17 protein-coding genes and 1 pseudogene are annotated in these 20,620 nt (G+C 51.3%); 1 reads left to right on the top strand and 17 read right to left on the bottom strand.

Annotated elements, in window-relative coordinates; all coding sequences use genetic code 11:
• Window positions 1-35: 35 nt before the first annotated feature.
• The 12 genes and pseudogenes from PACILC2_RS19280 to PACILC2_RS19230 all read right to left on the bottom strand — a co-directional run bounded on the left by PACILC2_RS19280 (window position 36) and on the right by PACILC2_RS19230 (window position 14,744).
• Window positions 36-830, bottom strand: coding sequence for a carbohydrate ABC transporter permease (locus PACILC2_RS19280; RefSeq protein ID WP_082655105.1), 795 nt, complete (start codon window positions 828-830; stop codon window positions 36-38).
• Window positions 831-929: 99 nt separating this feature from the next.
• The gene (locus tag PACILC2_RS27290; protein ID WP_244863653.1) at window positions 930-1,169 is read right to left on the bottom strand and encodes an ABC transporter permease family protein; all 240 of its coding nucleotides are present in this window, start codon (window positions 1,167-1,169) and stop codon (window positions 930-932) included.
• 8 nt (window positions 1,170-1,177) lie between these two features.
• Window positions 1,178-1,873 (bottom strand): carbohydrate ABC transporter permease, encoded by a 696-nt coding sequence (locus tag PACILC2_RS19275; protein ID WP_244863652.1) that lies wholly within the window; start codon window positions 1,871-1,873, stop codon window positions 1,178-1,180.
• Window positions 1,863-4,190 (bottom strand): extracellular solute-binding protein, encoded by a 2,328-nt coding sequence (locus tag PACILC2_RS19270; RefSeq protein ID WP_213530198.1) that lies wholly within the window; start codon window positions 4,188-4,190, stop codon window positions 1,863-1,865. The genes PACILC2_RS19275 and PACILC2_RS19270 overlap by 11 nt, the downstream gene beginning before the upstream one ends.
• A gap of 59 nt (window positions 4,191-4,249) precedes the next feature.
• Window positions 4,250-4,882, bottom strand: coding sequence for a hypothetical protein (locus tag PACILC2_RS19265; RefSeq protein WP_213530196.1), 633 nt, complete (start codon window positions 4,880-4,882; stop codon window positions 4,250-4,252).
• A 148-nt stretch (window positions 4,883-5,030) separates the two neighbouring features.
• A complete protein-coding gene (locus tag PACILC2_RS19260) occupies window positions 5,031-6,356 on the bottom strand; it encodes an ABC transporter substrate-binding protein (RefSeq protein WP_213530194.1) in 1,326 nt (441 codons plus the stop codon).
• A gap of 412 nt (window positions 6,357-6,768) precedes the next feature.
• A pseudogene (locus PACILC2_RS19250) lies at window positions 6,769-8,426 on the bottom strand (glycoside hydrolase family 66 protein).
• A 354-nt stretch (window positions 8,427-8,780) separates the two neighbouring features.
• The gene (locus PACILC2_RS19245) at window positions 8,781-10,421 is read right to left on the bottom strand and encodes an extracellular solute-binding protein (RefSeq protein ID WP_062491400.1); all 1,641 of its coding nucleotides are present in this window, start codon (window positions 10,419-10,421) and stop codon (window positions 8,781-8,783) included.
• 27 nt (window positions 10,422-10,448) lie between these two features.
• A complete protein-coding gene (locus PACILC2_RS19240; protein ID WP_062491398.1) occupies window positions 10,449-11,858 on the bottom strand; it encodes a response regulator transcription factor in 1,410 nt (469 codons plus the stop codon).
• Window positions 11,851-12,933 (bottom strand): sensor histidine kinase, encoded by a 1,083-nt coding sequence (locus PACILC2_RS27285; RefSeq protein ID WP_244863651.1) that lies wholly within the window; start codon window positions 12,931-12,933, stop codon window positions 11,851-11,853. Before PACILC2_RS27285 ends, PACILC2_RS19240 begins: the two co-directional genes overlap by 8 nt.
• Entirely contained in the window at window positions 12,926-13,573 is a 648-nt protein-coding gene (locus PACILC2_RS27280) for a hypothetical protein (RefSeq protein ID WP_244863650.1), read from the bottom strand. Before PACILC2_RS27280 ends, PACILC2_RS27285 begins: the two co-directional genes overlap by 8 nt.
• A gap of 205 nt (window positions 13,574-13,778) precedes the next feature.
• Window positions 13,779-14,744: an alpha/beta fold hydrolase gene (locus PACILC2_RS19230; RefSeq protein WP_213530188.1), complete on the bottom strand. Its 966-nt coding sequence runs from the start codon at window positions 14,742-14,744 to the stop codon at window positions 13,779-13,781.
• 150 nt (window positions 14,745-14,894) lie between these two features.
• Between PACILC2_RS19230 and PACILC2_RS19225 the strand changes: the two genes are divergently transcribed.
• Window positions 14,895-15,872: a polysaccharide deacetylase family protein gene (locus PACILC2_RS19225; RefSeq protein ID WP_244863649.1), complete on the top strand. Its 978-nt coding sequence runs from the start codon at window positions 14,895-14,897 to the stop codon at window positions 15,870-15,872.
• Window positions 15,873-15,969: 97 nt separating this feature from the next.
• On the opposite strand, the gene PACILC2_RS19220 is transcribed toward PACILC2_RS19225, so the two are convergent.
• The 5 genes from PACILC2_RS19220 to kduI all read right to left on the bottom strand — a co-directional run bounded on the left by PACILC2_RS19220 (window position 15,970) and on the right by kduI (window position 20,311).
• Window positions 15,970-16,620: a 3D domain-containing protein gene (locus tag PACILC2_RS19220; protein WP_244863648.1), complete on the bottom strand. Its 651-nt coding sequence runs from the start codon at window positions 16,618-16,620 to the stop codon at window positions 15,970-15,972.
• 79 nt (window positions 16,621-16,699) lie between these two features.
• On the bottom strand, window positions 16,700-17,473 hold the full coding sequence (locus PACILC2_RS19215; protein WP_213530184.1) for a CAP domain-containing protein: 774 nt from the start codon (window positions 17,471-17,473) through the stop codon (window positions 16,700-16,702).
• A gap of 377 nt (window positions 17,474-17,850) precedes the next feature.
• Window positions 17,851-18,606 carry a 2-dehydro-3-deoxy-D-gluconate 5-dehydrogenase KduD gene (gene kduD, locus PACILC2_RS19210; protein WP_213530182.1) on the bottom strand — a complete coding sequence of 252 codons (756 nt, stop codon included), beginning with the start codon at window positions 18,604-18,606 and terminating at the stop codon, window positions 17,851-17,853.
• A 44-nt stretch (window positions 18,607-18,650) separates the two neighbouring features.
• Window positions 18,651-19,406, bottom strand: coding sequence for a DeoR/GlpR family DNA-binding transcription regulator (locus tag PACILC2_RS19205; protein ID WP_213530180.1), 756 nt, complete (start codon window positions 19,404-19,406; stop codon window positions 18,651-18,653).
• 71 nt (window positions 19,407-19,477) lie between these two features.
• Window positions 19,478-20,311, bottom strand: coding sequence for a 5-dehydro-4-deoxy-D-glucuronate isomerase (gene kduI / locus PACILC2_RS19200; RefSeq protein ID WP_213530178.1), 834 nt, complete (start codon window positions 20,309-20,311; stop codon window positions 19,478-19,480).
• Between the last annotated feature and the right edge of the window lie 309 nt (window positions 20,312-20,620).

The following is a 20,620-nucleotide window of genomic DNA, read 5'->3' as shown; positions in this document are numbered from 1 at the left end:
GCAAAAATTCAGCACACCTTGTAGTTTTCTCATACTTACTTGATCCCCGTATGCGCCATGGAAGCCATGACTTTATTTTGTAAAATAATAAATAGTATCAGATTCGGGACAAACATGACCAAGCCGGCCACAGCCGACAATCCCGCTCCGGCCACGATATTGCCGGATTGGGCGACCAGGGTGTTCATGTAAAACGGAAGGGTTCTTAACGACTCGTCATCCATAAAGATCGACGAGCCTTCGACATTGCCCCAGCTTGCCTGAAACGTCAATATGGCTACCGTAACAAGGGCAGGCTTGACAAGCGGCAGCATCACGTTCCAATACACCCGCCAATTGCCCGCCCCGTCCATCTTCGAAGCCTCGATCAGATCGTCCGGAATTTGATCCATAAACTGCTTGATCAAAAAAATGCCGATCGGCATGGCCAGCATCGGAATGATGTGTGCGAGATACGTGTTGAATATGCCCAAATTTTTAATAATTAGAAACCGCGGAATGGCAACGGCTATCGGAACGAACATCAGCGCCAGCGTATTGATTTTATTAAAAGTGTATTTTCCTTTGAAATGCAGCTTCGACAATGCGTAAGCCGCCGCAGAGCTGACGAGCAAAGTCAGCAAAATGACGATCGTCGTCGTGAACAAACTGTTAAACACGTATCGCGAAGCCGGAATTCCCGATTCCGCGGAAAAATGAAATAACAGACGAAAATTTTCAAGCGTTGGGCTGTTCACGAAGAACGTCGGCGGATACGCAAACAGTTCCGTGAACGGCTTGAACGCATGATTGACGATAAACACGATCGGAAGGGCCATAAAAACGGACATAACCGTTAAAACCAGATGGAAACTTAATTGATCCCTATGCAATTTGTCGGGGTTAATTTTGATCAACTCTTCTCACCACGCTAAAGGAAATAATGGAAACTACTTATGGTCTCCGAATAATTTGTAGCTGATCTTGTTAAACAGAATCACGATAAACAACAGAACGACGGTGACCGCGGAGGCGTATCCCATTTCATAACGGACGAATCCGAAATCGTTCGCATGATCGACAATGAGCCAGCCGGCATACTGCGGAGGAGGCGACCCTCCGCTGAGTGTCGCCGCAATGCCGGATGCGTTGAACGTACCGATGATGGCCATAACCGCGCCGAACAACATTTGAGGCTTCATCGACGGAATAGTGATATAAAAATTTCTTGCCAGCGATTTTGAATTCCGTCGATATAAGCCGCTTCATACAACGTTCTGTCGATATTCAGCAAGCCTGCCAGCATGGCCAGAAATCCTACGCCCATACTTCCCCACAGTCCGATAAAAATCATGATCGGCACCAGCAAATCCGGCGACTTTAACCACTGCAGCGGCTCCTGAATGAAGTTCATGTTCAGAAGCCAATAGTTTAAATAGCCTGCACGGTCTCCGCTGAACAGCACCCTCCATACGACCGCCATCATGACGGGGCCGGTCACGGAAGGAGAATAAATGATGACAGTATAGATCGTTCTGATGTTGTGGGGCACTTGCGAAAGCATCCAGGCGAGCAAAAACGCGAGTATATACCCGATAGGCCCTACGATAACGGCATATAGCAAAGTATTGGACACCGCATGCTGTAAAAACACCGTATCGCCTGTAAATAGATCGATGTAATTTTGAAATCCGACGAACTTTGGAAATTCGACAGTATTAAAGTAAGTAAAAGACAACGCGATAGCGACAGCCACCGGCAAAACAATCAACAGCGAAAACAATACGGCATATGGCAAAATGAACAGATAAGGAGACTCCGCCCATCGGGCAAGGCTTTGCTTCAGTTGGCGTTGGCGCTGCACCCTTACGTTTGCCTCGACGCTACTTTCCATTGGTTCTCACCCAGTTCTCTACATTTTCGAGCATTGGAACAACGTAAGGTTTGATCATGTTGCCGTTCTCGATATAACCAAACTCGTTCAGTTTCCGTTCCAATTCCCTGTTGATGATTTTTACGGCATTGTCGATTGCAATTCGCGGGTTTTGCTTGTCAAATACGACCTGGTTCCACGCATTGCTGATTTCGCGCTCCAACACATAGTCCCCGGGCACTTTTCCGGTTGCCTGGATCCACTTCCATTGCTCCAGAATGACGTCCTTGGAGTCGGAAGGCCATGCGCTGTTTTCGAACCCTTCCAGGTTTGCCGTCATATACAGAAACTTATCTCCCAATGTTGCCTGAATATTGTACGAAAACGCACTTTGCGTCTCGGCGCTTGCCCACCACTTGATGAACTCCCAAGCCGCTTCCTTTTTGTCGCTGTTTTTGAATATGATGCTTGCGCTGCCGTATGTAGGATCCCAGCGCTCAATGATTCCGGCTTTATTTTTGACGCCCGGGATCGGGAGAATCCCCCATTGCCCGGCCAGCTCCGGCGCGGCATGCTTTAATTGAATGTAAGTGTTGGCGTCGCCGATTCCAACCGGCGTTTTCCCGTTCCGAAAGCTTTGAAAAAACTCGGAGGTCGTAACCGGAACGTTGTAAACGGTAAAGAGGTCGGTCATAAATTCGAACGCCTGGTACGCGCCGTCTTTATGGATGACGGTTTTGGTTCCCGTCTCATCGTACAGCTGTCCGCCGAATTGATAGATGAACGGTGTCGTCACGTCGAATCCTTTGTACGCATTGTCGGAACCGAGCGGCGTATAGAAATTCATGTCATATTTTTGCAGCATCGGAACGAGACTGACGACATCGTCCCACGTCTCGGGCGGTTCTTCTCCCAGGAAATCCAAAATATCTTTGCGGTAAAATAACATTTTGACGTCTTGCGTTTCCGGGAAAGCGTACACGCCCTCGTCATAAATAAACGGTATAAACGCCCCGGGATGGTATTGTTCCGCCAATTCGTAGAATCCGTCGTACGTTCTCAAATTTTCGATGATCCCTCTGAGCGCCAGTTCGAAAGGTCTGCCGTGACTGACGCCCAAAGCCGCGTCCGGCGTGCTGTCTGCCGCATTCGACAACACGATTTTGTTTTCGTCCGGCAAGATGGACAGGTTGATTTTGATGCCTGTTTCAGGCGTAAACTCCTCATCGATCATCCGCTGAATGATTTCCACATATAATCTGGATTGATTCACCCATATCTCGACCGTATCATCGTCAATTTCCGCGGCCTGGACATATCTGGGGTTGGCAAAGGTATAAAAGAATGCTTTCGTGTTTTCGACCGTCCTTGTAAGCAGATTGGCTTTTGGCGCCGGCAGTTCGCCGCCGTTGTGAACGTAGATTTTGTCCAGATGAAGCGGATTGTAAACGAGCATCGGGAGTACGGACTTTATTTTTCCGTATGCGGAAGACGGGCCTTCATTGAACTTGGTCATATAATGCGGCAATTGTTCCGGGTCTTGAATAAATTCGCGTATCAATTGTTCGGCGATTTCAAGCTCCGTAATGACGGGCAAATCGTCGTTTTGAGTCTGCGCAATCAAGGCAAGCTTTTGCTCCTCGATCTTAGCCGCGATCCCTTGCAAATATGCGGCGATTTCGGGGATATAGGTTTCAATTTTCCACGTCCGTTCCTTGTCGATCAGGCCGCCTGTCAAGCGATTCACATGTTGAGCGGTAATATCGATAGCCTCCAAGGTTCTAAGCAGTTCGTGATAGATCTCCCTGATTTTGGCGTTATCAATCGACAGCGTAAGCGTATGTTCGCCTTTATGTAAATAAATTTGGTAAGGGACCCTGTTTTCATCCTGAAGCGTTTCGTTTTTCCAGCCGCTGGAATAGTGGAATGCGTAATGTTCCAGCTCTTTGAACGGGACTTCCCCGTCAATTTCGATTCTCCTGTTCGTCGGCATCCCGTTGTTGGTATCCTGGGAGTATTTAAACGTCAATTCATAGTATCCGCTTTCTTCCACCGTAAACGGATAGGACACCCGGTCCCCGCTTTCCCCGAACGAATAGCCGTCCAGTACGTTCATGACCCGGTGTTTATATGCATAGGGCGTCACTTGCGGATCTCTGACATATTTGGCGCGAATGCTTTGCCTGCTTTTAAGCGAGACTTGTTCGGCTTCGATCGTTATCACCTTGTTCGAACCGTTTTTCGAATCTTCAAGGTTTGCGCCTTCAAGGGCTGCGCGATATTCGTTATAGGCCACGGCAGAAGGTTGCGTATTTTTCAGCTCGATTTTTCCGACCAAAATATAACCTTCGTTCAGCGTGATGCGGACCGAATTTTTCCCTTTATGCAATAAGAATTTCAACGGTTCGGTAAAAAATAATTGGGATCGGCCAAACCTTCGCTTCTCCATCTGGCCATAATGACCGACTTCGGCGTCAATTCATCGCCGAAACGGTCAACCTTGCGGCTGCCGTCGTCCACCTTCCAGTCGATTGCAAGATTTAATTTGTTCATTTCGTTAAATTGATATTTGCCGTTAATTTCAACGTCAAGTTCCGGGTTTAAAGCTGTTTTGTCCAACGTGTAATAGTCGATCCATATTTCATACAAACCTTGCTCGGCGACATCCGCATCGAAAGTCAGAACCTCTTTCGGTTCAAGATAGACGACATCGCTTCCATACCCTTCGCTTTGAGAACGGCCGTATACTTTTCCGCCGGTCATCGCAGCTGCCGGAATGTTGTACTGGCGGTTTGGAACGGCTTCTTTCGCTTCTTCCCATTTCTTGTAGACATGATAATAGCTGCTATTTTCGCCATTGGCCGTCACAAACGTCTCCAAAGCTGCAATACTGTGTCCGGGATCGGCGCCGGACCGTTCTTGCCCGGAACCGGCAGGCCGATCATTGCTGCCGAAGTACAACGCGGCGGCCGCCGCCGCCATGAGGAGCAAACCGAATAATCGTAAAGGGGCTTTCTTTTTTGTTGTCACTTGATCACAACCTAACAAAAATTTTGCGGTATGAATCTGAAACTTTAAGAATAAGTCAATAGTTTCTAATTATTTCTAATTAGAAACTATTGACTGTTCATCTCCAATTATTTGTTATATTCCCTCAAATAATCGTCCAATGTTTTATTCAGCAGCGCATCCCATTCCGGAGCAATGTCGCTGTATTTTTGCCTTCGTCCCGGATATCGTCCCGAATGTCCCACGGGTTCAACGTACCGTAAGTTTTGGCTACGCCGGGTATATGTCTCGGGTAAGGTATCGGATTCGAAAGCATCTGCTGGAAGTCGACATTCTGGAATGCCGGGAAATTAAAGATCGCCAGCTCGCTATCTTCCGGGAATCCTTTGACAAGCGGATGATGCTTCAACACTTCAGGATTCGTCGTAATCGGCCACCCCTGAACGAAATCCATCAACCGGTCTTCCGCTCTTAACGGCGCATCTTCGGGAAGTCCGGTATATTCATCGATCAGCGCCCAGCGGGATATCAATCCTTCTTCGCTGTATGTCAACCATTTCAATAATTGGAATGCCGCTTCCGCTTTGACCGGATCTTCCGATAGTGCGCTGGACAAGCTTAGCGTGTCGTAATAAGCGTGAATACTGGTTGTGCCGCCTTCCGGCGCTTGCGGCATCGGGTAAATATCGATTTCCATTTTGCGCGTTTTAATCAATTCATTCACATCCGAGCTCAGCGCATACATCCAAACGTTTCCGACCGCTTCCAGGCCGTCGCCCCAGGACCAGCCCAGATTTCCCGCTTTCTTCGCTCTTTCCTCTTCGGTCAAATCGTAAAAGTGCAGTCCCTGCTTGCCTTCTTTGGAAACCTGATCGAGCCATTCGCCGAATTTTTTGCTATTGGTGTAATCGAATCGGCGCGTTTCCATATTGAACCCTTTCCAGCCGTTCGGAATGCTGTCAAAGTAATGCGACCCGAATTCGATAAATTCAATCATTCCCGGCCAAATCGGGTTATTGGGCGTAAGCTTGGCGACTTCGGAACGAAGATGCTCGTAATCGTCATAAGTCCAGTTGTACGGCGGAATCGCAATATTGTTTTCTCTTAGCAATTTCAGGTTTAATGCCGGGAACTGCGCGACGGACATCCAGGGAATCCCGTATACTTCTTTGCCGTCGTACGTTTGCATAAAGCTTCTCGCGTTCTCGGATATCCATTTCGAGTCCGGATCGGCTTCCAGATAAGGCGTCAGGTCCAACGTGAGCTCCCTGTCATACACCTCGGCCGATAGCGGCGAATAGAAAATATCCGGCAGCGTGCCTTCCATCGCTCTTGCCGTCAGGATTTCAAGCTCGTCGCCATCCGGCTGCTCAATAGCGAATTGACGGTCGCGGGTAACTTTGATATTCGGATACTTTTCGGTAAATTTCTTAATATTCAAATAAATCGGGTTGGCATCGTCATTTTCACCGTAGAAACGCAACGCGAACAACAATTCGATCGGTTTTCCTGCCAGTCGGGAACGCCGTTTCCGTCTTCGTCAATTCCGGCCGATTCGGAACTTTGTTCATTCTGGGCGACTTCTTCTGTCTCATCGGCTTCATTGGACTCATTGGATTCCGCCGCTCCCTCATCTTTCGAACAAGCGGAAAGCACAAGCGAAAAATGAGCGCAAGCGAAAGGAGTAAGGCAATTTTTCTTTTCATCGGGACCCTCCATGTACTCGAAATGTGCTTGAATGCCTTTTTATTATAAAGTGAAAGAAACTGTCGCTAAGATAGAATGCGGTCGCCAGTTAGGATAGACAAATGATTGCAAGTTTCGAAGCGGCGGCAGCTGCCATCTGCAGGCGAACGACATGTTTCTCCCTATCTGTCGAACATTTGTCTACGATGCGGCAATGCCGTTTATTTGTAGTCGATTTTGACCAGATCCCAATACTTTAATTTCGGCAGCTTGAATGACACCTGTCCGTCTTGCTGTTCAAACGTCAACGGCACGGGCGAACCGTTGTAATAATCGGGAGAAGCAAACATGATGCCGCCGACCTTCCGGTCCGCCGGAAAGATGACGCTCACATCCCGAAGCTCTTCCGGCTCGGCCTGATTAGCCTCGTTGTCTTTCCAATCCATCGTTGTCGCGCTGGTGAAATTGATAAAGTGAATAATATCGCTTCGATTCTTTCGCTTCGCAAAGGACCATATTTTGCCCTGTTCGGCTCTTGCCGATATTTCCGGCCCGCCCGATCCCGCAACTTTCAGCTTCGAATCTTCAAGACCGTCGCGCAAAATATTTTGGTACGCCGTAAGAAAATCGTAATAGCGAATCAGCTGCGCTTCCAATTCGGGCGACACGGATAAATTTTGTTGGGAAAATACTCGTTGGAGAGCATATTTTCCCCAAGCTCCAAGTGAGCCCCGCCGGAGGCGAAGATGACCGCGTCCGTAAGCAAAACGCCCGCCGGATTAAACTGCCCCCGTCCGGATTTGGAATGATCGTAGTTCATATACGCGGCGAGAACCGTGTTCAATTTGTTTCTGCCGGATTGGCTGTTTCGATCGATCACCGCTTTCAAATCGTCATACTTCGGATAGGACCAAACCTCGGTATAGAGAAAATCAACGGGCGCGAGCGCCGCCAGCAAGCCCTGCCCGTATTGATCGACTGCATTCATGACATACGCGACGTCCAGGTTTTTCTTGGCCGCCTTTAGAAACGAAACATAGCCTTGCGGAAGATTGACCAATTTCCCCGCTGCATCGAACAACATCCCCCGATCGCCCAGTTGGTCCACATGCCAGCCGTCGAAAGGCAGCGTGTTGAACACCTCTTTCTCTTTCCCGATAAGATAGTTTTGCCATTCGGGGTTGCCGGGATCGTACAGCATAATATCGCTTGCCCAGCCCGGAAGCGGGTGTTTGTCCTGATCGGTTCGGTCGCGGCCTTTGAACAGCCCCCATTCTGTTTTCACGCCGTCTTCCGCCGCGTCCTCGTATGCACCGAATATCAGGTTATAATTCATCGCTTTCATATTTTTGCCGTGCGCGAGATCAATATAGCCTTTCACCGTATCGAAAGCGACCGGACGGTTCGCAATATCCGGCCACATGTCCGCCGGCTTGCCGCCGACCCGTTTGATCGGATCGTGATGCTTGTATTGCCAATCGTAAAACTGGATTCCGTTAATATGGAACCGGTTCAGACGTTCGATCACGCTCTCCATCTGTTCCCGGCTCATCTTGTGGAAATCCGCCAAATAACCGTAACGCGGAAATTTGCTCCAGTCGGAGGAAACATCGACGGCAATATTAAGGTGGTCCGCGATCCGGTCATGCTTTACAACGAATACTTCCGCCATATAGCCTCTGAAGTCATCTTTCGGCGGCTTCCAGCTCCAGACGACCCGTTCCCCTTCCGCTTTCATTTCCCGTTCGCCGATCTTCGCGCCGAGATGACGATACTGAACAAGCACTTTGGTATCGGGTTCGAACGGATGGAGCCGAAGCGTAAAGTTCACGGGCTCTCCCGGGCGATAGGCCGCTTTGTCGGTGGCGATCCACTTCATTATGCCTTCGCCCGCCGCCTGAGCGGCATCTATTTCAATGTCCTTCTTCCCGCTTATCCTGCATCCGGTAGCGAACGCTGCCATACAGCATGTCAATACGATGGCACAACGTCTCGCTCTCGCCATATTGAATTTCATTCCGTCATCTCCAATCTGCGCCATTGAAATCCGACAGTTTATCTTTAGCATAAGGTAAAAAGCCGGAATACTAGATAGGAAGCGGTAGCGAATTCAGGTAGAAAAATGACTGCAACCGTAACGACATTTCTCCCCCTTGTCCGACGACATTTGTCTAACGTCGTCGCAAGTTCCGCATCCGCTCATACAAAAAACCGGTCCCTGAGAAGGTACCGGTTATCTCTGCATCATCGCTTGCGCCACTTCGTCTGTAATCCGATCGCCGCCTTGTCTTTTCCACTCTTCGACCCATCGGTCGAAGGCTTCGAGCGGCGCGACCCCCATAATAATCTGCGTGAACAAATCCATCTCCGCGTCCACAAGGTGGCGCCATTGCGTCTCCATCGTTTCGGTATGCGAATAGTAGATGCTGCTCACTTTGTTCAGATTTGGATCGAGCAGATTTCTCCCGCCTACCAGCAAGGAATAGGCTCGTTTGAAATTGCTGCCCCGCGTATTCCAGTATTGAATATCGGTGCGATCGTAGGGAGCCAGTTTCGTATTTTTGATGGCGTTCAAGTCGTTATGCAGCAACGAATATTCGACTTTATCGGCAAAATCTTCGGGCTTGCTTTCCCCGGCCATCACGTCATGAAGTGCTTTTACAGAAAACGAAATTTCATCGCGGGGAGCAAGCGTAATCCGCAATGGCTGAAAGTCTATCCCGTATTTGTACTCGTCCCGCAAAATCAAATTCGCCACTTTGATTACCGCTTCAGGGTATTCATAGCCTTTGCGGACGACCACAAACGATTTCGTCGGCTTAAACATTTTGGCATTAAAATGCCCGTCAGCATCGAGCGGCAAGGCGTAAGCCTGCCAATTGGCTCGCGGGTTGTTTTTCAAAGCTTCCGGCACCGGCCAATATCCCCCTGAGAAAGGCGCAAAAAATATTCCGCCTTTGCCGTCGATCACGGCTTCTGCGGGCGATTCGCGAATCCCCATTTCCTGATCGATCAACCCGCTGCCATACAGATCGCGAAGCTTGGCAAGCGCTGCTTTCGTCTCCGGCTGGATCGATCCGTAGACCGGTTTTCCGTCGGCGCCTTTCAGCCAAAAGCCGGGGTAGCTATTATAGGCGGAAAAGACCGGATTTAAATTAAAGCTGCCGGGACCGGAATGAAAATCGTCATAAAGAGAAGGGCCTGTAACGATGCCGACCGTATCCGCCCGGCCGTTCCCGTCAGGATCTCTCTCGACGAAAGCTCTCGCCGTTTGCTCCAACTTCTCCATCGTTGCGGGCGGCTGAAGGCCGAGACGGTCCAGCCAGTCCTGACGAATCCACATCATGCTGATATCTTCCGCTTCGACGGATGGAAGGGCGAGCATTTTGCCGTCGAACGTGGCGTGTTCCATCGCCTTCCCGTTTGTGCTGTCGATAATGCGTTTCATGACGGGCGATGCGTAACGATGATACACTTCCGTCAAATCGGCCAGCTCGTCGGCTTTGACCATTTGCTTTAATTGAAATTGGGAGACCACCATCGCATCCGGCAGCGTATTGCTGGCGATCGCCAAATCGATCTTTTGTTCCATATTCTCGTTGGCGACCATCCAATCAATTTTGATGTTCACATTGAGCGTATCTTTAATGGCCGTAACCCAAGGATTACGGGCCGGGGTCTCCCCGGTGTATGACTTGAAAGTAGGGTCTACTCCCATTCCGATGCGCAGCGTAATCGGCTGCTCGTATTTCCCGAACGGATGATGTTCGGCGGTTACCAAAGCGGAGCCGGAGTCCGGTATATTTGATCTGCTGCAAGTTGCGATCACAATCAACAATGCGAAAATGAATACTGCGGCGCTTTTGTTCAGCATGCGTTACCTCTTGCTATCGGCATCGTTTTACGCTTCCGCACGTTTGCTGAGCCGGTATTCGCTCGGAAGCATTCCCGTAAATTCCCGAAAAGTGCGGCTAAAATATTTGTCGTCCATATACCCGGTATGCTGCGCAATCCATTGAATCGTTTTGTTCGTGTAAAGCAGATACTGCTTTGCCTTTGCCATACGGATCATCCGAAGATGCTCATTGAACGTATTACCGATAATATCTTTAAAGCACTGGCTGAAATAACTGCGGCTCATATTCATCCTTCTGGCCACATAGGCGGCAGTCAACGGCTGATCCATTTCGGAACGCATGAATTGTTCCGCTTTCAGAATGCAGTCTACGATTTGCTGCGAGTAACCGGTTTTATGTACCGCAAGCCGGACCAATTCGCGGATGCCGACCAGCCACTGCTCGACTTGAAACCACGAATGGACCGGTTCCTTCAGCGTAATTTTCCCGAGCATCGGTTGGGAATATAAGCGGTTCCACTCGTTAACAAAGGCGTATAACAGCCCCAGCAGCTTCGCTTTCGGCAGTCTGAGCAGCTTGATTTCCCGGACGAGTTTGGCAAACAACCCGTCATGATAAAGCCATTCGGCGGACAGCCATAAATCTTTCAGCGATTCCAGCTCTTCTTCCGCAGGTTCTGCCAGCTGCTGATAGCCTTTATGAATGCAGATCGCGATAATCTTGCAGTCGGGGCGATAAAGATAAAACAATTCCCTCTCCGCAAAATCCCTTATCCATCGCTGCACTTCTGACCTGGTCCATCCCGCCAAACCGGATAATTCGACCAAAACACCGTTTTCCGATGCGCTCACGTTGTTCGATAATTGCTGCGAAAGATTACGGTCATCCCCTTCTTCGGAAAGCAGCAGCCAACTGCTCCGGTCCGCTTCGATGATGCGAACGTGCGCAGAGAGTTTCAAATTGTCGGCCCACTCGCGATACGAAACGCCGTTCAGACAAACGACCGCATATCCCCGGTCGGGCGCAAGAGGCGCGAATTCGTGCTGAACATGTTGAACGTCGCTGTGCTTCGACTGTTCTTGAATCCGGATTGCGATCCTCCCCAGAACTTCATCCAATTGATCTTGCTCGAGCTCCACCTTCGCAATATAATCAATGGCCCCCAGCCGGAGCGCTTCCTGGATATATTCGAAATCTTGATGCAAAGTCAGAACGACGATATGAACATGGGGAAATCGCTTGCGGACGATCCTCATCAATTCAATCCCGGACATTACAGGCATGGCGAGGTCCGTCAGTAACAAATCGACAGCTTGCGATTCCAGCAATTCCAGCGCTTTCTCTCCGTTATTCGCTTCACCGACGACCTGCATCCCGAATTGCTGCCACGGCATCACCGAAATGAGCCCTTTTCGGACCAGTTTGTCGTCTTCCACCACGAGTACTTTAATCATGCTGCGTTCTCACCTCTTCAATCGGCAACGTTAGATAGATGCTTGTCCCTTTCCCTATTTCGCTCTTTATCTCCAGCCCGGCTTTATCTCCATATCGGGACTCGATCGTCCGTTTCACATAATTCAAGCCGATTCCAAGTCCGACCTTCTGCTGTCCGGCCGTTCTGCTATGCAGCAATTTTTGTACGGTTTCCTCCGACATGCCCGAGCCGTTATCATGAATCGCGATCTCGATGCCCTGATTTAAACGGACGTCTATCCGAATGTACCCGTCGTCCTGCAATCCGTGATAGAGCGAATTTTCCACGAGCGGCTGCAAAATGAAGCGGGGAACCGGTATTTTTAATACGTTCTCGTCCACATGAATGCGAACGTCGAATTGAAAATTGTATCGGATTTGCTGCAGCGTCAAATATTGTTTTATCGCGTCTACTTCTTCTTCAATGGTAGAAGGCCGTCCTAATTTCCCCAAATTGTAATACAATAATTTGTTCAACGATTGGATCAGACGATCGAGCTCTTGCTGCCCGTTCATGACTGCAAGCCAGTGCGCGGTATCGAGCGTATTCATCAAAAAGTGAGGATTGATCTGATAAAGCAGTTTTTCCACTTCCAGGTCGACCCGCTGCTTCTCTTTTTCTCTCACTTCATGAAACAGGTCCCATATTTGTTTTTTCATTTTTTGAAATTGACGCAGCAACGTGTGAAATTCCGGTATCTTCGTCTGTTCGAGGTTGGCGTTGGTTTGCGTTTGCGTAATCATTTTGATTTCCGTCTGGAACTGGTTAAGAGGCTTGTATACCATCTTCCACAGCAGCCATGCAAGCAATAATGTTACCGTAATCAGGAACAAGGTGAATAATGAAATCTGGACGATCCATCGATTTTTTTCTTCGTTAAAATCTTTTTCCGCAATGACCGATACGACGCTCCAGCCTTGACTGCTCGCCTGCTTGTACCAGTAATAACCTTTGCTGTAGCCGGACGTATCGTCTTTCGAAAAATCGGAGAAGGTTGTGCCGCTTCTGAATAACCGCGGAACTTCGCTATAGATGATTTTCCCGTTGTTATCCAAAATAACATGGGAAAATTATTTTGGATTGATCACGATCGGGCATATTTTGGACCAATTGAAGGCCCATCTCGATATAGACATACACATCGTCTCTGCCGGGGAAATCCACTTTTCTTAATGCCGAAAGCACATATCGGTTGTCGAGCCGGTTAAAGCTTTCATGAGGTCCATAATAGGAAATGCCATAATATCCGGCAAAAAGAGGCAGTTTCTTGGGAGAGAAGCTGTATTTCACCGGTAAATTTTCGAATTGGTATTTTTGATCGTTTCCGAAATAATACAATGTCAGGCCGATATCCGGATTGGTGAATGTAATCAGGTTCAATTTTTTCTTGAATTGGTGCTGCAGCTTCATGCGGAGAAACGGTTCTTCGGTTCGCATAAGCTCGTCGAGCTCTCTTACGATCGTGCCTTCATAAGCGAATTGCTGGGAAATATGGTTCAGACTGTTGATCGATTTTTCCAAAGACAGCGTCACTTGCTTGAGGTTGCTGCGAATGCCTGTTTCAATTTTATTCGATAAGATGGAGTTGATCGTAAAATAAGAAATGATGCTGATGCTTATAAAAGAAACGAGTGAACTGAATAAAAAATGATAAATATTCTTGCTTTTAAAGTCATGGAAGACACCTGTTTTCAAGATCTTCCGGACTCAGATATGCGGATATGCTCATTTGACCCGACCTTTTATATTTATCATATGTATAATTTTGAACCCCGATTTGATCGCTTTCGATGCCAAACGATTCAATCGGCAAGCAGGGCATGCCTATAATCCTATATCCCCCGCCCACGCTGGGGAGCAGGGGACATAGGATTGCGATCCGAATACGCCGATTATTGCGTCAATACAACCCCAGGAAGAAGCGGGCGATTTTGTCCTGCAAGCCCGGAAGACCTTCATGCCCGAAGTCCGGGAAAATTTCCAGCCTTTTCTTCGAAGTGATCTTGTTGTATGCCGCGAACTGGGTAGACGGCGGACAGATCGTATCCATCAGCCCGACTCCGAACAGCACTTCCCCGCGAATGCGATTGGCCAAATGCTGAATATCAATATAACCGAGACGGGTGAAAATTTCCTCTTCCCGCTTGTGCTGCGGATCGAACATGCGGAAATAGGTGCTCAGTTCCTCGTAAGCGCCTTTGGCCAGATCCATTTCCCAGACGCGCCGATAATCGCTCAGAAACGGAAACACCGGCGCAAGCTTCTTCACGCGGGGCTCCAGCGCCGCGCAGGCAATGGCCAGGGCGCCTCCTTGCGATCCGCCGGCTGCGTATACCTCCTCCGGATCGACTTCCGGAAGCGACATGGCGATGGCGGCAAGCTGGGCGGTATCGAGGAAAATTTGCCTGTACAGCAGATCGTCCGGCTCGCCGTCAAGACCGCGGATAATATGCCCGCGATGCGTGTTGCCTACGACCGATCCGGAATCCTGCGAACGCCCTCCTTGCCCACGGCAGTCCAACGCCAGCACCGAGAATCCGAGCGACGCGTAAGCCAGTTTGTCGAACCAGTCGCCGGAGCTTCCCGTATAGCCGTGAAACAGGACGACCGCCGGATGCGGCTCCTTCGCTCCTCCCTTCGGCCGGACATACTTGGCATGCACGCGAGCGCCTTTTACCCCGTTAAAATACAAATGGAAACAGTCCGCTGCGGGCGTCGCAAAATCGCTAGGAACAAGCTCGATCCGGGCATCGACGGCTCTCATCTCCGCCAGTCCCCGCTCCCAGTACGCATCGAAATCGTCAGGGCGCGGATTTCTTCCCTGGTAGGCGTAAAGCTGCTCCAGTGGCATATCAATCAGTGGCATGCTTGTTCTTCTCCTCATTTCGTTTTGGAGTACAACGCTTTCATTTGCTATGTTAAGCTTTCGCGTTCCGGAAGTAAAGAGTTTGCATGATATCGGACCAAACCGCACATCCTAACCCGGACAACTGGCATCAATCGGGAGGTTCGAGCTATGACTTGCAGGAAAGAGCCGGCCGCACGCATTCGAATGAAGCGGCCGCAACTGCCGGTAAGCCGCATCGTGCCGATGCTGGCCATCATATCGGCGTTGCTGGCGAACTTCGGGACATGTGCTGCCGAGGCGCCGGGCATGCGCAGCGCGGCCGACATGTCGGGGCTTTGCGTTCACGACCGCGGGGCGGCTTCGGATACGAATGCATACCTGTCGTCGCCGGCGCAATTCGTTTCAGCCGGGCAAGCAGGCACCCGCGTCACCAGCGCCGAATACAAGGCAAAGCCACGCCAACGGCAGGACATTCCAAGCTGGACGTTGCTGGAGCGCCGCTTCCCGGGCGTATTCGTCATCAGCGGTCCCCGCAATGCGATGAAGGTGGCGCTCACGTTCGACGATGTGCCGGACCCTCGTTTTACGGGACAAGTGCTGGACATCCTCGCCAAGCATAAAGTGAAAGCGACGTTCTTCGTTGTCGGTTGGCGAGCGGTCAAATATCCGGAACTCGTTCGCCGCATTCACCGCGAAGGCCATACCATCGGCAATCATTCTTACGGCCATGCCGCATTTTCAGCCTTGTCCGAAGCATCGTTCATCAAGGAGATCCGGACGACGGATACCGTTTTGTCCCGTCTGACCGGTTCCAAGCCGCGACTTATCCGGCCTCCGTACGGCGAAATTTCGTCCCGACAATTGCAGTGGGCGCGGGATAACGGCCGCATCGTCGTCAATTGGGATGTCGATTCCGTCGACTGGAAAGGCATAAACCAGTATCAAATCTTGAAAAATGTGCGCAAAACGCTTCAGCCGGGCTCCATTATTTTGCAGCATGCCGGCGGCGGCGTCGGTCAGGATTTGTCGGGAACGATCGCAGCGCTCCCCGGCCTGATCGCCATGCTCCGCAACGAAGGATACGAGCTTGTGACGGTGCCCGACCTGCTCGGCTTGCCGTCTGTCGGCAGGCCGCATCGGGCGTAACGCTGTTTTGCCAAGTCTACCTGTTGCTGCAAGCTGCCCGTAAAACGCAAAACACCGGAATTTGTCCTTGCGTTGACAAATTCCGGTGTCGATGCGATTATTCCAGAACATAAACATTAATATACTGAATACCGAATTGGCTCGCTTGCTGGCGGCTGCCGCCGACGAACAGATCGACCCGGTAACCGTTGATCGCGCTGCCCGTATCCGTCGCCGTTGCGTAATAACCGCCCTGCGGCAAACCGTTATAGTCGTAGCCGGTAATATAAAGCTTCGTTCCGAGCGGAATAACTTTGGGATCGACCGCTACCGTGCCGATTTTGAGCGGGTTGCCAAAGTAATCGACCGGTCCCCAGCCGTTTTCCTCATGGGATGCCGTATATGCCGTCGCTTTTGCTTTGATCGCCGTTTTGTAGGCGATCGTCTTGCCGTTCAGTTTGACGGTTTTCGTATTTTGAGCGGCTTTGGAAGCGGAAGCGGCCTTGACCGTATTCACCGATGCCGCACCGGTTGCCGGAATTTTGATTTTCAACCCGGCATAGATGTTGAGCGGATCGATCGTCGGATTGGCTTTCATCAGCTTGTTCAAGTCGACATTATACTGGCGGGAAAGCTTCCAGAATGTATCGTGATTCGTTGCCGTATGTGTCTTGGTTGCTGCGGAAGCGGTCGCAGCCGAAGTCGATAACGCGAACGCGAGGGCGAGCGACGTTGCAGTTACAACGGTCCGCCGGACTAATTTTACCATTCGTACCATTGAACCTCCTGTTTCAGCGTAATAAAATATGCGCCGTCGACGTATCGGCGGCGCATATCCTCAAACTGGCTTAACCGATGAACATTTGCACCCATTGGCCTTTGTAGTACGCAACCCCGATTTTCGTAAAGTTTTTGCTCAGGATATTGGCACGGTGACCCGAGCTGTTCATCCAGGCGTCCATTACTTCCTGAGGAGAACGTTGACCGGAAGCGATGTTCTCACCTGCGTAAGAATACTTCACGCCAAAAGAGCGCATCATATCGAATGGCGATCCGTAAGTCGGCGACGTATGGCTGAAGTAATTGTTGATCGACATGTCTTTCGCTTTTTCAAGCGCGACTTTCGTCAGCAACGGGTCCGACTGCAGAGCAGGCAGTCCTGCTTTGGCGCGTTCCTGGTTAACCAGCGTTACGACCTGCTGGGCGAACTGATCCTGGGCTACCGTCGAACCTCCGGTGTTGCCGGCATTGCCGTTGGAACCGTTGTTGCCATTACCGGCGTTGCCTTGGTTCGCACCGCCGTTGCCGGCGTTGCCTTGATCTGCGCCACCGTTGCCGCCATTTGCTCCGCCGGGTTGTCCGGGCAGATTCGGGAAGCAATTGCCTTGGCCAAGATCGATTCCACCAAAGTCAATGTTACCAAAATTGATATCATCGAGATTGATGCCATATTTATCTGCAATTTGTTTAAGCGTATTGTTGTCAATCTTAATCGGTGCACTGAAGTTCCACTTCACGACGGGTGCGGCTTCCGCCGGTTTCGCCGTCGCTCCGACTCCTGCTACTGTCATGCCAGCGATGACGAGACTAGCAATCCCCAACCGAATCGGTTGCCATTTCATGAATGTTTCCTCCCATGCTCGTTTTTTTCGGGCTGCTTGGCCCCTCACGAAAATTATCGTAACATGAGAACAATCGGCGCAGATCACACAATAAATGCCAAATCTCGATTATGAGAATCCGTTCATCGAAATTTGTTGATTTGCCGACATTCGACCGAATCCGGATGAGAAAAAGCTAATGTTTTTAAGATGCATAACATCGCATTAACGAGGCTCGCTTGACCGGCATAATGCCGAAATCAGCCAGTTTATCCGGCATTCCGCTTCGTTTGTATGCCGTCGCCGCGCGGCCCATAGCGCACCTGTAAGGCGCTACCGGCGTAAAAAAACACTCTGCCGCAATCGACAGAGTGTTTTTCGCTATACGTCCGCGCCTGTCAGCGGGCCAGCCAGCCGCCGTCCACGCAAAGGATATGGCCGTTCATGTAGTCGGAAGCCGCGGATGCGAGGAAGATGACTGGACCTTTCATATCCTCCGGCGTTCCCCAGCGGCCGGCCGGAATCCGTTCGAGTATCGAGTCGTGCCGCGCTTTGTCGGCGCGCAGCGCCGCCGTGTTATCGGTTGCCATATAGCCCGGCGCGATCGCATTGACCTGAATGCCCTTGCCCGCCCATTCGTTCGCGAGCGCCTTCGTCAGTCCGGTAATCGCGTGCTTGCTGGCTGTATAGCCCGGAACGTTGATGCCGCCCTGGAACGACAGCATCGAGGCGATATTGATGATTTTGCCGCTGCCGCGCTCGATCATATGGCGTCCGATCTGCTGGGACAGCCGGAATACGGCATGCAAATTGACGTCAATGACGTCATGCCAATCCCGCTCCGCATGATCGGCCGCCGGCGTGCGCCGGATAATACCGGCGTTGTTGACCAGAATGTCGATCGCGCCGAAAGCTTCTATCGCGCGCCGGACGACATCGCCGATGCCGTCCAGTTCGCCGAGATCGGCGGCCAGATGGACCGCCCGCCGCCCGACCGCCTTGATGGCGCGGACCGCTTCGCCGCTGTCGGAGCGGGAAACGAGCACCACATCCGCTCCCGCCTCCGCCAGACCGACCGCCATCGCCTGCCCGAGACCTCCGGACGTTCCGGTGACGAGAGCCTTCTTGCCGCTCAAATCAAAACGATTCGTCATGTCCGTTATACCGCCTTTCTTTCCATTCGTTCTGCAGCTGCCGTTTATTCGTCGATGATTTTCAGCTTCGGCCGCCGGTATGCCGCCGCTTGCTCGGCGGGCAGCTTCCGGTCCGTGACGATCGCATCCAGCTCGTCGATCGCCGCGAACGTGATCAGCGCGCATTGGCCGAATTTCGTATGATCGGCGACGGCGATCACTTCATGGGCCGTTTCGACGAGCGCCCGCTTGAAATCGGCCAGCTCGCTCGTATAGATCGACAGCCCGATCTGCGCATCGACCGCCGTCGCCGAAATGAACGCCTTGCGGATGTTCAGTTTCCGCACATATTCCACCGCTTCCGGACCTGTCAAAATGTTGCGGACGCGGCGTCCGCCGGGAACGACGAGCCGGATATGCTCCTTGCTTGCCAGCTCGCGGATAATAAACACGTCGTTCGTAATGACGGTAAGCGGCGCATCGTCCAGCAGCCGGGCGATTTCCAGCGTCGTGCTGCCCCCGTCCAGCGCAATAATGTCGCCGGGTTCGATCAACGCCGCCGCCCGGCGGCCGATGACCGCTTTCTCCGCCGCTTGCCTGACGATCGGCTCCCGCTTCGGGAAAATATCCCACTGGTTGCTCTGCGCCAGCACGGCGCCGCCGTGCACGCGGACGAGCAGCCCCCGCTCCTCGAGCTTGCCGAGATCTTCCCGCACCGTCTTGCCCGATACGCCGAGCATTTCGCTCAGCTCGCCGACGGTGGCTTCTTTGCGCTCGATCAACCGTTCCATAATGAGTTCGTATCGTTTCATGGCATGCATCTATTTTCAACCGCTTTCGCTTTCGAATTGGGGTCCGGCCATCAAATTTCAGGCGCAAAACGCATACACCTTTATTTCAAATCTTTCATCGCGACCGGATCCATATCGTCGAATTCCTGGTTTTCGCCGGCCATTCCCCAGATGAAGGTGTAGCTAGTCGTTCCGACGCCGCTATGGATCGACCAGCTCGGAGAGAAAACCGCCTGCTCGTTGCGCACAACCAGATGGCGGGTTTCATGCGGCTCGCCCATCATATGGAACACGACGCCGTCCTCCGGCATGTCAAAATATAGATATACTTCCGAACGGCGATTGTGCGTATGGCAAGGCATCGTGTTCCACATGCTGCCGTCTTTCAGCAGCGTCATGCCCATGACGAGCTGGCAGCTCCGGATGCCGCCGCCGTGAATATATTTGTAAATCGTGCGCTCGTTCGAGGTGCTGAGGCTTCCCAGATGGACCGGAGCCGCTTCCTCAATAGCCGCCTTCACCGTCGGATACGACTTATGCGCGGGCGACGAATTGTAATAGAAGCGCGCCGGATTGGCCGCATCGTTGCTGGCGAACGTGACATCGCGGGTACCGAGGCCGATGTACAGGCAGTCGCGCGGCGCCAGCTCGTAGCGCACGCCGTCGGCCGTTACGATGCCCGCCCCGCCGATATTGATAATGCCGATTTCGCGTCGTTCCAGAAAATAGTCGCTTCCCATCTCCTTCTTGTCCGCTTCCAGCTTCACCGGTTCCTTCACCGGCAGCGCGCCGCCGACGAGAAACCGGTCGACATGCGAGTATACGGCCGTCAGCTTGTCCGGCACGAACAACGTTTCAATCAAAAATTCCTTGCGCAGACGTTCCGTATCGAAATGCTTCACTTCCGCGGGGTGAGAGGCGTACCGAATTTCCATTCCTGCATCATCCTCCATTGGTTTATAATAAGAACGTTCATTTACGTTCATTATAGTTTATTTACGTTTATTTGGGTAGCGTGATTTACCGTTCCGAGTCGATTTTCCACTAATCCCGGCTGCATTCTCCCGCTTGTAGCCTCACAGTTTAAGAAAAACGACTCCGTCGTCCCTGTCTGCGGACGATACTGATTCTTGTTAAATGCTTAAACAGGATGGCGGCCAGAGTTCTATTCGCCCTCGCCACCCGACCGCTGGGCACCTGATTGCGAACCTCCAGGGCTTATTCGCTCGCTCCAACCCCGCCGG

It is taken from the genome of Paenibacillus cisolokensis (assembly GCF_018403665.1).
Taxonomy (GTDB): Bacteria; Bacillota; Bacilli; order Paenibacillales; family Paenibacillaceae; genus Paenibacillus_AH; species Paenibacillus_AH cisolokensis.
Note: the sequence above shows the minus strand (reverse complement) of the source record. Positions and strands in the feature narration are given on the sequence as shown.